This is a genomic window from Bacillus rugosus (assembly GCF_023238245.1).
Lineage (GTDB): Bacteria > Bacillota > Bacilli > Bacillales > Bacillaceae > Bacillus > Bacillus rugosus.
The window spans coordinates 1,857,532-1,874,060 of record NZ_CP096590.1 but is presented as its reverse complement, the minus strand read 5'-3'; the positions used below and the strand labels follow the sequence as shown (position 1 = coordinate 1,874,060).

The following is a 16,529-nucleotide window of genomic DNA, read 5'->3' as shown; positions in this document are numbered from 1 at the left end:
CCTCCTATAACAGTTGTTGAATCTTTGTGCTATCACCCGGGTGATAGCTTCGCAGCTTTTGAATGGCGGAGCCGTGAGTTTCCGGATAAACTTCAATTGTTTCTTCTGTCTGTTCCGCTTCATCATTCGTTTCGTTTGCCATTTTCATCATCACTAGCTGCTTCAGCGGTCCCCCGAGCAGCAATTCCAATGCTTCCATCGCTTCAGGGGCTTCAATAGAGCCAATGCCTGCCTGAGCCATTCTCTTCTGATATTCCGGTGAGGAAACCACACCTACACTTCCCCAATAACTCCAATTCATCACGGCTACTGTACAAGGCCATACTTGAGAAAGCCGCTGTGCAAAAGCATCCTTAAAGCTGCAGCCGGCAGCGTAATTGCTTTGTCCGGAAGCTCTCGCAAACGATTGTACGGAAGAGAAAAACAAAACAAAGTCCAGTGGTTCATGCCGGAAAACTTGAGTCATTCGCACACTTACATCAACTTTTGCAGAAAGAACGTTTCTGAAACATTCCTCATTCATATTCATCAGGCTTCGGTCTTGTAAGACAATGGCCGAATGTATGATGCCGTTGATTTCTCGATGCATTTGTTTCGTTGTTTCATAAGCGCGCTCTAATTCCTCTCGGTTAGCCGCATCAGCTTGAATGTAAAACGGTGCAGGCCCCAGACGCCCAAGTCTGTCCAGCTTACTTTGTATAGCTGCATCCATTTTTCTTCTGCCAATCCAAACGATCTGCGCCTGGTATGTTCTGATCATATATTCGCTCCAAGCTTCGCCTATTCCGCCTGCTCCGCCTATCACGACATAAACGCCTCCGTGTTTATACTTCGTGTGCACCGGTTGATTGTTGTGCACCGGAATCAAGCGCAGTTTATGCCAGAGCTGATCTCGATAGGCCCAAGTGTTCCCTTCTTGATCAATTGGCAAGGAAAAGATCTCAGACACCGGCAAGTCCTCATGTTTCCTGACATCGATCAGCTTTGTCTGCCAATTTGGATATTCTTTTGCCATCGAACCGATCAGGCCGTGTACACCTGCATCGACCGGGTCGACAATATCATGCTGATCGACACATTGCGTGTCCTCCGTCACGACCGTCCAGCTCATTTCCTTCTCTCCATAGCCTAAAGAGAGCATTGCCTTAATGAGCCTGAACATTTGAATCATGCCTTGTTCTTGGGCTTCAATCATTTCATCGCCAACTTCACACTCTATCACGCGAGATGGAGACAGCCACACAATATGGTCAAACGATCCGAGAGTTTCAAGCTGGCTGGCAATCTCATAAATCGATGTGTTCGGCTCAATGTATAGCTCCTTGGCAAACGGGAACTGCCTCTGAACAGCTTTTCTGCTGTTGACGTCCCCTAAAATGACAACACGTTCATCAGCAGGCGGAATGCTACTCTTCTCCAGTTGCACTTGATCCCATACCGGAGCCATAAGAAGCGCTCCATCAAGAGATGCCTTGATATCCGGTGATATCGGCTCATCTTGCGGATGTATGTCTTTTTCCAGCACCCTTGAGGAAATACCCTTGATTCGTACACACACTCGGCCTTGTTCATCACACAGATCCATATCCAGTCTCTGTATTCTGTCCTCATTTGGACGAGATGTAACAGACACCCACATTTTATTTGTACACGGACTGAATATTTTTAGCTCTTGCAGCGCAAAAGGCAGGGAAAGCTGTTCGTCGCCAGAATTTAGCTTCAGCCCGATCGATGCTTGCAAAGCAGAGTCTGCCATACTTGGATGAAGAACGAATTCGTTCACCGTGTGAGATACACCAAGAGGCAGGGAAAGCTCTGCCAGGGCTTGATTGTGGCCGATATAAAGCCGATCAATTCCTTGAAAACCAGGTCCGTAGTCAATGCCGATCGCCTTAAATAATTCATAACATTGCTCGTGTGAGAGTGTGCTTAGGCAGCATTGATCTTGAAGCTCGCTGATATCCTGAACTGGAATGTCTCCTGCCTCGCTGATTGCAGCACTGCCTTGACAGTGTATTTTCCGCCCATTGTACGCATCCTCTGTAAAGATGTTAAAAGCAATCTCACCGTCCTGCTGGGGATCCAGACTGATATCGACTTGAACAGGCTGGCCATCCGCCACAATCGGCTGAACCCACACAACATTTTTGATGTGAATAACAGATTGTGTATCTTTGATTCCTCTCACTGCTCTCGTAACGGCAGCATGAACCATCTCAAGATATGCCACACCCGGCATGACCGGGCTTCCCTTCACCTTATGATCGGTGAAAAAGAACTCAGCGCCTGTAAAGGTCGAGCTGAAACGCTGCTCTGATAAGTCGGATGTGTTGGACTGTACTAATGGGTGCAAAGCTGCTGTTTCGACAATAGTTGCTGCATGATGTGTGACTGCTTCCTCTTTCATATCCGTTATCCAGTAGCGTTCTTTCGCAAATGGATAGGTTGGGAGGCTGATGCGTTTCGGCTGTTTGCCGCCATACAGTTTACTCCAATCTATTTCCATGCCTTTTATCCATAATTCAAGCAGTCTTTCATATATTCCGGGCTCCCAGCTGCTTTTGAGCGTTTTCTGCACTTCATCATCTGATCTCAATGTCTGTACGATCCCTCTGTTTGCTCTGCCTGACATGTACTTCGCACTTGCATGTCCGGCTATAAAGAGGTTCAGTTTTTCCAGCAAGTCCTCTGCCGAAACAGCGAGGATCCCTAATCTCTCCTCCATTGCATCACGCCCTTCTTGGAGTGTATAAGCAATATCAGTGAGATCACGAGATGTGATAGATTGGCTGGTGACAAAGTCTGCTAATTGCTGGGCCTGGTCTTTCAGGCGATCTTCATCCTTTGCCGACAAGATAAAGATCCCCGGGTGTTGTGCTGTCACGGCTGGCGCTTGTTCAGGATGAGTTGTTTCTTTTGGAATATATTCCTCAATGACCACGTGGGCATTGACGCCGCCTATGCCAAATGAACTAACGCCGGCGCGCCTCGGCAGCTCTCGGCCGGCTTCATCCTGCAGCGCCTTCCACTCTCTGGATTCCTGCACAATATAAAACGGGCTGTCTTCCAGTCTGATATATGGATTGATGGTTTCACTGTACAGGCTTTTTACAAGCGTCTTATGTTTTAGCTGCAATAATACTTTAATGACACCCGCCACACCGGCCGCCAGCGATAAGTGACCGATGTTTGTCTTTGCAGATCCAAGTCCACAATGACTGCTATGAACATCCGTGTCTCCCGTTTTTTCATACAGCTCTTTAAATGCTGCTTTCAGGCCGTTGATTTCTACTGGATCACCAAGCTCTGTCCCGGTTCCATGTGCTTCAATATAGGTCACGGTTCTTGGATCGATCCCCGCTTTTTCATATGCTGTTTTTACAACATCCGCCTGAGCCTTCGGATTGGGCGTCGTCAGAGAATTTGCGCGTCCTCCGTGATTTACGGCACTTCCTTTGATGACACCGTAAATATGATCACCGTCCCGTTCAGCCGCTGTCAGCTTTTTCAGGAAGAGAATGCCGGCACCTTCACTGACTGCGAATCCATCAGCTCTATCAGAAAATGTTTTGCATCTTCCTTCTTTGCTCAAAGCCCCGGCCTTATCATAGGCGATATGGCCTTGCGGTGTTACGACTGTGTTGACACCTCCTGCAATCGCCATTTCACAGTTTCCGTTTTCAATTGCGCAAACCGCATGATGAATGGCGACCAAAGAGCTTGAGCATGCCGTGTCAATTGGTTCGCTCGGTCCATGAATGTTCAGAAAATAACTGACTCTATTCGGTCCCGCAGAAGGGCTCATGTTCGCAGCTGCTGCGCCTTCGATGTCTACATTTGACAAAAGCGAACTGTACCCCGTGTTTCCAGTCCCGATGTAGATGCCCGTTTTGGTTCCTGACAGGCTTCGCGCTGAGTATCCCGCCTCTTCTATCGCCTTCCACGCATAGGTCATTAAGAGGCGCTGCTGAGGCTCCATCTGCTCAGCCTCAAGCGGCGATATGCCGAAGAACAATGGATCAAAGTCCGCTACTTCATCAATAAAACCGCCCCATTTGACGTTTGTTTTATTCGCTTCTTTTAGAGGGTCTCCGTAATACTCCTGCCAATCCCAGCGGTCTTTTGGAACTTCTGTAATACAATCCGCGTCCGCTTTCAGGTTCTTCCAGTATTCCTCGATGTCCTTTGCCTTCGGAAAAACGCCGCTCATCCCAACAATCGCAATAGGCTCAGGTCCGTGATCATCTGCCTGTTGCACTGGCGTTACCGATGTCTTTGCAAAGCGGTTTTCAGCTGAAAATGTCATGTTTTTTATGTTTTTTTCTACAGGCTGTAAAGGTTGCTCAGCTTCGACAGGCGTTTGAACTGTAAAGGCATTTGGATATTCTTCTGACAGATACGCTGCAAATGCATAAACAGTTGCGTGCTCGAAGAAGATCGTAGGCGTGAGATCCAACTTGTACTGCTCATTCAGTGTATTTGCAAATTCAGTCAACGTTATCGAATCAAATCCATATTGATTAAATTCCATATCCGGGTCAATCTCTTCAGGTTTGATTTTGAGCAATTGAGAGATTGCTTGCTTTAAAGCTTCTTGAATATGGTCAAACAAACTGTCTTGATCCATTCTTGCTTCAGATGTCACCGGTACCTGCACTGTTTTCACTGGAACATCATCAGAAGACGGCTTTTGAGTCAGCTTTTCCCTCATCATGTCTCTGATCCCTTCGATGACGATGACGTGATCTTTGCCAAATGCCAAACCTTTATACAGCGCCTGAATGCCGGTCTCGGTCCGCATTGGAGTCACACCTGTGTTTTTCAAAGTCATGTTTTCAATTCCTTTATTCGCCCGCATGCCGCCTTCTTTCCAGAGCGGCCAATTGATCGACAACGTTTGCCCGTGCCTGTACATGGCGGTCACAAGCGCATTTCGATAAGCTGCATAGCTGTCCATAAACGCGTTGGCCATCGCATAATCCGCCTGCCCCGCGCTGCCGGCAACACTTGATATTGAAGAAAAGAGGATAAAGAAATCTAACGCGAGATGCTCGGTTGCCTCATCAACATTCACAAGCCCTTTTACCTTAGGAGCGAAAACTTGTGTCAGCTCTTCATTGGTTTTGTTTATAAGATAGTTATCTTTAATCAGCCCTGCGCAGTGAATGACGCCATTTAAGTCTCCGTAATCAGACGTGATGCTTGTGATGAGCTCGGAGACTTCCTCTGCTTGTGTCACATTAACCCGCCTGTATTCTGCGTGAGCCCCCAAGCGCTGAAGCTCATTAAGCTGCGCCTGCTGATCCGCATTCAGCGCAGATCTGCCTGTCAGAATGAGCACAGGCTGTTCGGCTTGACGAGCAACCTCTTTTGCAAAAATAAACCCGAGTCCTCCTGCACCGCCCGTGATGAGGTATACACCCTTATCTCTCCACGGCAGGTCTACGTCCTGATCAGCCATTTGTATTTCACGCAAATCATTGATGTACCGTTTGCCAGTTTCATATTTAATGTGCTGATCTCCTGCATGTCTTTTATTCTCATTCAGTTTTTCTATCATACTTTCAATGTTTTCGTTTGAATCGATCTCAATGGTCTGGCCGATTAATTTTTTGTTCTCAAGGCTGGCGGTTTTAAGGAGCGCCGATAGCCCCGAGAATGAGTACTGTTTTCTTTGGGCAGAAGTTAGCAGTTGGACCAGGATATTGCCCTGCGGCTTGCTTTCGAGAAGGCTCTGTACCGTTTCAAGCGCTTGTTCGGCATAATCTTGGAACCTCTCTGCAAGTCCTTCGCGAAAAGACTCCAAAACGATGCATTCCGCTCCTATCATTCCTGATTCAATGCTGTCTTTTGAGAGGCCATTCATGTCACAAAGCATGACAATGTGCCGTTCGTAATGAGGCTCAGGATTTTCTTTTTCACAAGCCTTAGGCACCCATTGTTCTTCAAACATCAGGGTTTCCAGCGTTTTACCTGGTTTTGACGACACAGAGCCGCCTTCCGCTGCCCTGAAAGACAATCCTTTCATCCGTACGCAAACATTGCCATTCTCATCTAACATATCAATATCCCGCTTTTGCACCTTATCAGTTGCCTTGCTGCCTTGACTGTATCTTGCGTATACCCACATTTCTGAAGAACATGCTCCGAAGACTTCAAGCTCTTGGACCGCAAAAGGCAGAGTCAGCTGGTTATCCCCCGCGCCTGTCAAAATGCTTGACGCCTGCAAAGCAGAGTCCATCAGCCCCGGGTGCATGTTGTATTGGCTGAGCGTATCTAAAGCAGACGGATGCAATGACAATCTTGCTAAAACAAAATGTTCGGCTGTATAGATTTTTTCCATCCCGCGGTAAGCAGGACCGTATTCAAAACCGATCATTTGATAGGTGTCATATACTTCATTGACGCTGAAATGGCTTTCTTGACACTGCTCCCGCAAGGATTGCAGGTCAACCACCGGCAGGTTTTCAGCAGGACTCAATACAGCGCTGCCTTGGCTGTAGACGATTGGCTGTTCGCCCCCGGCTTCTGGATTACCGTAAATTTCATAAGAAATCTCACCATTTTCTTCCGGTAAAAGCCTGATGTGTACTTGCTTCGGCTGGTCTTCTACGACAATAGGCCGCACCCACACCGCGTTCTTTAGCTTCATGGTGTACGGAACACCTTGTACCTCTGCCGCCTGCTCAACGGCTGCCCGCGCCAATTCAAGATGCGCCACTCCCGGCAAGATCCGTCGGCCTTTGACAACATGATCAGCAAGGAAAAACTCTTCTCCCGTATAGATTGAGCTAAACCTTTGTTCCGAGAGGTTCGATGTGTTTTGATGCATTAACGGATGCAGCACGGCTGCGCCAGGGCGGGAGGTTTCTTTGTTTGCTTCAGGGCTGCCGCTTTTTTCGATATGATCAGAGACCCAATAACGGTCTTTTGCGAAAGGATATGTCGGCAAGCTGATGCGCTTAGGCACATTCTCGCCATACAGTTTCGTCCAGTCTACATCAAGCCCCTTTACCCATAATTCAAGCAGTTTTGCGTACTTTCCCCGTTCCATCCATTTTTCGACGGCTTCTTGAATCTCTTCGTCCTCTGTCAGCATTTGAAGTGTGCCTTTATCAATCCTGCCTCTAAATAAATCCTCGACATCGCTTTTGCCTGCTGCAAAGTCTTTTAACTTTTGCTGTAAATCCTCAATGGAACCCGAAATGATCCCAAGACGTTCTTCCATCGCGTCCCGGCCGGCTTGCAGTGTATAAGCGATGCGGGTGAGATTTACGTCACTATATGTTTCCTTATCAAGCGCATTTGCCAGCTGCTGTGCATGTTCTTTTAGCCTCGCTTCGTTTTTGGCTGATAAAACGAAGATACCCGGATGTTCAGGCGTGATGGACGGTATATTTTCATCGGCTGCTTCCGGAATATATTCTTCTATCACCACGTGGGCGTTTACGCCGCCGATACCAAATGAACTGACACCCGCCCGGCGAGGCAGCTCTTCTCCCCGTTCATTTTTCAGCGGTTTCCATTCTTCCGTTTCCCTTACGATATAAAACGGACTGTTTTTAAGCTGAATATACGGATTCACAGTTTCGCAGTGAAGACTTTTCACTAAGGTTTTGTGCTTTAGCTGCATTAAAATTTTAATGATCCCTGCTGCACCGGCTGCCAGCGATAAGTGGCCGATATTTGTCTTCACAGACCCCAGGCCGCAATAAGGATTGGCTAATGCATCTCCTTCATTCACACCCAGTGCTTTAAAAGCTGATTTCAATCCGTTAATTTCAACCGGATCTCCAAGCTCCGTCCCGGTTCCGTGCGCTTCAATGTAGGTCACGGTTTTCGGATCGATTCCCGCTTTTTCATATGCCGACTGAATGACATCCGCCTGCGCCTTCGGATTAGGCGTCGTTAAAGATGCTGCACGGCCGCCGTGATTGATTGCGCTGCCTTTTATGACACCGTAAATATGGTCTCCCGCTTCTTCAGCCGCCTTTAATTTTTTCAAGAACAGGATGCCGGCCCCTTCTCCATGGGCAAAACCATCGGCTTGATTTGAAAACGTCTTGCATTTTCCATCTTTACTCAGTGCCCCCGCTTTATCAAAGCTGATATACACCTCAGGAAGGATAATCGTATTCACGCCTCCGGCTAATGCCATGTCACAAGTACCTTCCTCAATTGATGAGATGGCGTGGTGGATAGCCACCAATGAGCTGGAACACGCGGTATCAATCGGTTCGCTCGGCCCATGCAGATTCAGAAAATAACTGACTCGGTTCGGACCAACTGAAGGGCTTGTATTGGCCGCCGCTGAGCCTTCTATTGCCGAGTTGGCTTTGGACAAAAGGGAGCTGTACCCTGTATTTCCCGTTCCGATGAAGACGCCTGTTTTTGTGCCTGACAGACGTTTCGCGGAATATCCTGCATCTTCGATCGCTTTCCAGGCATAAGTCAACAGTAAGCGCTGCTGTGGTTCCATTTGTTCAGCTTCGCGTGGGGAAATGCCAAAGAATAATGGATCAAAATCTGCAATTCCGTCAATAAAACCTCCCCATTTCACGTTCGTTTTATTGACTTCCTTCGCCGGATCACCTTCATATTCCCGCCAATCCCAACGGTCTTTCGGAATTTCCGTCATGCAGTCTTTGCCCTCTTTTAAGATCTTCCAGTACGCATCAACATCTTTCGCCATAGGGAAAATCCCGCTTATTCCTACAATGGCAATTGGCTCATGCCCCGCATCACTCTGTGTGGCGTTTGGCAGCATGACGTGCTGCTTTCTGCGTCTTTTAGTTTTGACACGCAAGGTTTGCTCCGGTTTGGCAGCAGGTTGTATCTGGGCCGATGCAGCGCGCACAGCAAATGTCTTCGCGAACACTGCTTGATATTCTTCTGACAAATGCTTGCCAAACGCATGAATCGTCGGGTGGTCAAAAAAGACGGTTGGTGTCAGCTCTAGCTTATAGGCGCGATTGATATGGTTGGTGAATTCCGTCATTGAGATAGAATCAAATCCATACACCGCCATCTCGGCATGATCATCAATCGTTTCAAGCTTAACCTTTAACAGCTTGGCGACCTCCCGCTTTAACATCGCCTTTACTTTATCCAGCAAACTGTCTTTATCAATGTTCTGTACTTGTTCAGTCATGCTCTCTGTTTTCTTCTTTTCCATAGGTGCTAAGGCGGTTTTTGCGGTCATGTTTTGTTTTATTTTCTGCACATCGCCTTCAATCACCATTACTTGGTTTGCTTCGGAATGAAACGCTTGATATAATGCCTGAATTCCTTTTTCTGCTCTCATAGGAACAATCCCGTCCATTTGCACAAGTCTTTTCTCTGTTTCTTGATCGACCTTCATGCCGCCCTCTTTCCATAACGGCCAGTTGACAGAAATCGTCTTCCCATGCCGCTGGCTGAGATCGGCAAGCCTATTTCGATAGCCTGCATACATATCCATAAATACATTGGCTGCTGCATAGTCAGACTGACCGATGCTTCCTAAACTCCCTGAGAGAGATGAAAAGAGAATAAAGAAGTCCAATGGCAAATCCTTGCTCGCTTCGTCTAGGTAAACAAGCCCTTTTACTTTAGGCGCCAGTACATCGTGCAGGTCTTCGGCTGATTTATTGACCATGTAGTTATCTTTGATGATTCCCGCGCTATGAAGAATGCCGTCCAGACGGCCGTATGTTTTCTGGATTCCGTCTATGAGCTGGTAGACTTCAATCTTATCGGTAACATCCGTTTGCTGATAGGTGACCTCGGCCCCTTTGCCGTGAAGCTCTTTCAGCTTTTTGCTTTTGTTTTCGCTAAGAGGTGAGCGGCCCGTCAGAATGACTGTCGCATTCGTCGTTTGTTCCGCAATTTCGTTTGCAAAAATAAAGCCTAAGCCTCCGGCACCTCCTGTAATGAGATAAACGCCATCGTCTTTCCACGGCTTGCTGATGTCACGGTTTGCCGGTTTGATGTCGCGCCAATCAGCAATGTATCGTTTACCGTTGTGATATTTGATATATGAGACGGTGCTCATTTGATTTTCTTTCAGTTTGCCAGCAATGCTTTCTCCACTTTCTTCACTGCTGACTTCAATCATTTGGCCGGTTAGTTTAGCATTTTCCTGCTCGGCCGTCTTCAACAGTCCAGTCAACCCTGAAAACAATTGCTGTTCTCCTTCGGCAGAGGTTACGATCTGAATGAGAATGCCGTCTTTCGGTTTCATGCGAATGATCTCTTGTACCTTCTTAAACACTTGTTCCGTATAAGAATGGAAACGCCCATCTACTGATGAAGGCCTTGCCTCCAAGCTATATACATGAACATCTTCGATGGCTGCTTCAATCTGCTTTCTGGTCTCATTGTCATATTCACATAGAAATACGAGATGCTCTGCATATTTCTTTGCAGCCTCACCTTCAGCTGCCTTTTGTTCTTGCCAAACAGGCTGAAGCAATAAAGTTTCAGCGTTTATTTTTGATGGTTCGGTTTGTATATCGGCCTCCATCACTCTCGTCGAAAATCCTTTCATCCGGACGTAAACCGTGCCTTGATCATCGCATAGATCAATATCGACTTTCTGTATCAGATCCCCCGGTTTGTTTTTCGCGTTGAATTGAACATAAACCCACATGTCAGTCACGCATTGATGCAAGACCTCAAGCTCCTCCAAGGCAAATGGCAGTGCCGCCTTAAAGTCTTCACTGTCTGAAAGCTCCGCCCTAACGACGTTTTGTAAATATTCAGCCGCCTGTAACGCCCCATCCATTACACTTGGATGAAGAACATAATCATCTGACGTATGCATGACAGATTCCGGCAGTGATAATTTGGCAAGCAGCTGGCTGTCACCTTTATATACGGCCTCTACACTCTTGTAACCGGGACCGTAATCGGCTCCGATCATTCCTTCATAAAACAAGGAAGCGTCCATTCTGCTTTGATCACATCGGGTTTTGATCTCAGAAAGATCCAGCGATTTTTCTTGCTTTACCTGAATCAATTCAGCTACACCCTGGTTATATACAACGGGTTCTGCATCAACGGATTCCGGCTCCCCATACATCCGATAAAGAATGTGTCCGCCGTCTTCATCATAAAGTCCGATGTTTACTTTAACCGGCTCATTTCCTGCTACAACCGGACGAACCCACACGACATTTTTCAGTCTGATTCCGGTTTCATGATCCTCCAATCCGCCAATTCCTTGTTCTATAGCGGCTCTTGCCATTTCAAGCGTGACCGCCGCCGGCAAAATCGCCATGCCTTTAATGATATGCTCTGAAATAAAATACTCTTGTCCTGTGAAGATGGAGCTAAACCGCTGCTCAGACAGAACCGATGTATTATGGTGCACCAAAGGATGCAAACGCGGTGCTTCAATTGTTGTGATATCGCTGGTGCTGCTTTCAGGCCAGTACCGTTCTTCAGCGAAAGGGTATGTCGGCAAACTGATGCGGCGCGGCTTCGTATTTTGATAAAGTCTTCTCCATTCAACGTGAAAGCCTTTTGCCCACATCTCGGCAAGCTTTTTCAATTCTCCTTTTGATATCTGTGATGCAGCCAATTCTTCTGCTTCAGCGTTTCCAAGCAACTGTTCGGCAGATGTCATTCTCGTTTTTTCTCCTTGAATACATCCTTCTGCGAGCGGCTTTCCATCAACAAAATCTTCCACCTGCTGTTTCCATTCTTCCAGATCGTTCGCCATAAAAATGACCCTGCTGTCCATTGCTTCCCGGCCGATCTGGAAGGTGTATGCAATATCTCTTAAAGAGATATGTGCTTGCTCGTTATGACTGATATAGACCAGCAGTTCCTTCACATATGCTTGGAGCCGCTCTCTGTTTTTTGCTGAGACAGGAATGAGGCAGGGCAGATTGCCCTCGTTCTCGGCCCTCCCATCAGAGTGGTTTTCATATTGCTCAAAAATAGCATGGGCGTTAGTGCCGCCAAGACCGAATGAGCTCAGAGCCGCCCGATGGACACCTTCACTTTTCTCTAACGGCTTTCGTTCCCGGACAACATAAAAGGGAGAGCTTTCAAAGTTAATATTCGGATTCGGCTCCGTGCAGTTGATGGTCGGTGCAAGTTCATTATGGTACAAGCTCATCGCAACTTTAATGCAACCGGCTAACCCAGCAGCTGTATCTAAATGGCCGATATTCGTTTTCACCGAACCAATTCCACAAAATTGTGTTTTGTCAGTGTATTGCCTAAACACTTTATTTAAAGCAGACATTTCAATAGGATCGCCTAATTTTGTTCCCGTTCCGTGCGCTTCAATATAACTGACCGTTTCGGGATGAATGTTGGTTTTATCCAATACTTGCTGTATCACTTCTGTTTGGCCTTTTACACTTGGCGCATAGAAGCCGGCCTTATCTGCACCATCATTATTAATGTCTATTCCGCGCATAATGGCATAAATATGGTCTCCGTCTTTTACGGCATCCACAGCTTTTTTCAGCAGGATGACCGCTACGCCTTCACCTCCGGCCATTCCATCTGCTGAAGCATCGAACGCCTTAACATGTCCGTCGCTTGAAAAATTCAACCCGTTTTGGTGAACGTAGCCGATCGCTGATTGCGCGTGTAATGTTGCGCCTCCGACAAGTGCGTATTGAGATTCACCTGATGTCAAGCTTTTGTATGCCTGATACAAGCCGACTAGTGATGAAGAGCAGTTAGAATGAACAAAATAGCTTGGCCCCTTTAATCCGAGCTTATGCGAAATCATCGTCGGAATGGTTCCGCTTTGGGCTAAAACCCATGAGACATAGCCGTCTGGTGATTCATGCCCTTCTGTTGCCTCCTTCGGCAATAACGTTCTGTATGAATTGTTGCTTGCAGACATATATACACTTGTGCCCGGAATCTCCTTTGCCACATATCCTGCATCCTCAATCGCTCTCCAGGAATGCAGCAATAAGAGGCGGAGCTGAGGGTCCATATACTCAGCATCTTTCGGAGAGATTTGAAAGAAACCGGGATCGAATAAATCTTTCCCTTCGATCGCCGATTGCACAGGCACATAGTCAGGATGTTGAATCAATTCTTCCGGAACTCCGCTTTCGCGAAGCTCTTCTTCAGAGAAGAACTGAATGCTTTCTTTGCCTTCTTTGATGTGATTCCAAAAATCATGATGATGTTTCGCACCCGGAAACTGGCAGGATATCCCCACAATCGCAACACTTTCGTCAAAATAAGGCGGAATCGTCTGCTGCGGGTATTTTTCATCTCTTTTGACCTCATGATTGCCTTCATTTTGAGTCGCAGCTTGATCTGAGTTTTTCATCTCCAAAATGTATTGGCTGATCGCACGGATCGTGGAATACTCGAACAGCTCAGTGACACTAAACTCACAGTCCAGTTCTTTTTTGATTCGTTCAGCCACAGCTACAGCCAGAAGCGAATCGCCGCCAGCATCGAAAAATCCGTCTTCCGGCCCAAAGCCGCTGACCTTAAGCGTTTCCTCCCAAATACGAAGCACCTGATCCTCTATTTTCGTTAACTGCAAGTGATTTGGATTCTTTTTATTGAAAACGATGTCTCTTTTTTCCAGTTCTTTACGGTTCACTTTCCCGCTAGGCGATAACGGTAGCTCATCTAAGCGGATAAAGTGTGAAGGTATCATATATTCAGGCAGACTGGATTTTAGATGACGGCGCAACTCTTTTGGATCTGCAGGGGAATGTCCGCTTTCCTCTGTATAATAAGCAGCGAGCTGTTGATGGCCTTCCAGCTGCTTTACCACGACCGCCTGATCTAAAATGCCCGGATATTCACTTAGCTTTGTTTCTATTGCACCCAGCTCGACGCGAAAACCGCGTATTTTGACTTGGCTGTCAATCCGTCCTAAATATTCGATGTTACCGTCAGGAAGCCATCTTGCTAAATCACCCGATTTATAAAGCTTCGTCCCTGGTTCAAACGGATTGTCAATAAATTTTTCAGCCGTAAGCCTTGGCTTATTATAGTATCCTCTTGCCAAACCGGCGCCTGCGATGCAAAGCTCACCAGGCTGTCCGATCGGGGCAGGCTTCAAATACTGGTCCACAATATAAATTTTCACGTTGGAGACAGGCTTTCCAATCGGAGTATGGTGACTAGCGATATCTCCTTTTCCGCACCCAAAATACGCAGCGTAAATGGAGGCTTCGGTAGGTCCGTAAATATTGTCAACACGGCAGTTTTTAAAGATCGATACCGCCTTTTTCACTAATTCTTTAGGGAAAGCTTCACCTGCAACCATCATATACTTGAGAGGTCCATTATCAGTTAACTGCTTGTTGTCTTTCGCCGTTTCTAAAAAAACATGGAGCATAGCCGGCACAAAATTAATGTGGGTCACTTTGTACTTTTCAATACAATTCATGCACTGCTGCGGTGATTTCTCTCCGTTTGGCGGAAGAATCACAAGGCGGCCATTTCCGATAAACCATCCGAATAATTCCGAGACCGATACATCGAACACATAGTTCGTCTTCAGTAAATATGCATCCTCAGCAGTCACGGGATAGTTGGATTCAAGAAAATTCAGGGTATTCATAATGCTTCGATGCTCTACCATAACCCCTTTAGGCTGTCCGGTGCTTCCCGATGTGTAAATGATATAAGCGAGATGCTCCGGGTTTACTTCTCGCTTTAAACCGCTGCTTTGCTGATTTGCATAACCATTTCGGCAAGCCAACTCGATATTGATTGCTTTTACATAGCTGCCGTTTAATCCGCTGATCGTATGATGAACGTTAGGTTGGGTCAGGACGATGGACGCCTGACTGTCTTTGAGCATATACTCTAACCGTTCTTGCGGGAAGCTTGGATCTAACGGCACATACGCTCCGCCGGCTTTCAGTATTCCTAAAATCCCGATGATCATATCAAATGAACGCTCTGCACAAATTCCAACAGGGTGTTCAGGCCCAACCCCCTGATGTTGAAGGTAGATTGCCACAGACGTGCTTTTTTCATCTACTTCTTTATATGTAAGAGACCTGTCTTCGAAAATCACGGCAACCGCATCTGGGGTTTGTTTCGCCTTTTCCTCAAACACTTCATGTATACACTTGTCATTTGGCGTGTTTGTCCCTGTCGCATTCCACTGTTCCAGTAAACTATTCTGTTCTTGATTTAACTGCAAAGAGTAGGTTTCAAGCGGCAAAGACGGGTCCTCCATCATATGTTGCGCGAGCTTCATATAGTTCTCCATGATACTTTCAATGAAGGACAATTCATATAGATCAGGGTTGTATAAAAGATGAAGCACTGTTTCATTTTCCTGCTCGTATATTTCGAGTGCCAGCTCAAACTCTCCCTCTTGCCGAATATCCTCCATATATTCAATGCCAAGTGTTTGATATGATTCAAGCACTTTCTGCAAGCTTGTTGCCTGAAAGAAGTTTTGATACAGAAAGGCTGTTTGAAAAACCGGGGAAGCCGCAGCCGGTCGGTCTACATTGAGCTCTCTTACCAATGCAGGGAACGGATATGCCGCATGGTCCAGACCGTCAGCCATTGTCAGCTGAAGCTCCCGAATAAACGCTGTAAATGGCTGGGATCCGATATTCTTGCTCCGAACAGCCATCATATTGATAAAGTATCCGATAATAGATTCAAAGCTATCTTCAGGCCGTCCCATTGTCGGAACGCCGACAATGATATCCTTTTGTTTTGTATAGTGATGCAGCAGTACCTTGTAAATGCAGAGAAACACAGCCGATTCATTCACATGATAGGTGCGGGCAAACGATTTGATTTGATTTCTCAGGTGATGAGGGAGCAAGCTTTTATAAGCTTGCCCCTTAAATTTTCGTGCTGAAGATCGCGGACGGTCAGCAGGAAGATCAAGAACTGGCAGATTCCCAGACAACTGTTCTTTCCAGTAAGCGAGATGCTCTTCCCCTTCTCTGCTGTTCAGCATCCGGGTTTCCCAATCGACAAAATCGTAATAATCAGCTGTTAATGGCTGCAGCACAGGCTCAATCCCATTCAGCAATTGCTGATACGCCTCGAAAAGCGCCGATATCAATGTCAGCATCGACACACCGTCAAATATGATATGGTGAATCGTTATGAGCACAATGCATTCTTCTTTTGACCGATGAAAAAGATGTGTGCGGAATAACGGGCCAGCTTCCAAACGAAAAGGTTCTTTTGCTTTGTCTTTTAGAAAAGGCAATACCTCTGCTGATTTCATCGCTGATATATCCTCTTCCTCAAAATAAAGAGCCCCAGATGACTGAACCGTTTGAAATGGAATGCCATTCTCCTCTTGAATCACACTAGTTAAAACAGGATATTGTTTCTGTACAAACAGAAGGGCTTTCTTGAACGTCACTGCATGTATTGGTTTGCTGATGCGAAAGCATAAAGGAATATTATATGCACTCATGTCAGGAGACATTTTCTGAAGCATCCACAGCCCTTTTTGCCCTTCTGAAAGCGGACTTTTCAACTGCCGCTTCTTGCCTTGAAGATGTTCTTCTACTTCAGAAATGGTTAATTCTCCTGATCTGAAGGCATCGAGAATTTCT

Annotated in this window: 1 protein-coding gene; it reads right to left on the bottom strand. The window is 46.5% G+C overall.

Annotated elements, in window-relative coordinates; translation table 11 throughout:
• Positions 1–4 precede the first annotated feature (4 nt).
• Positions 5–16,411, bottom strand: coding sequence for a non-ribosomal peptide synthetase (locus M0696_RS09285; RefSeq protein WP_248602765.1), 16,407 nt, complete (start codon positions 16,409–16,411; stop codon positions 5–7).
• Positions 16,412–16,529 lie beyond the last annotated feature (118 nt).

Bases quoted from the DNA above. Each gene is read 5' to 3' on its own strand.
- M0696_RS09285 (WP_248602765.1), bottom strand. From the start codon at position 16,411: ATGCTTCAGAAAATGTCTCCTGACATGAGTGCATATAATATTCCTTTA.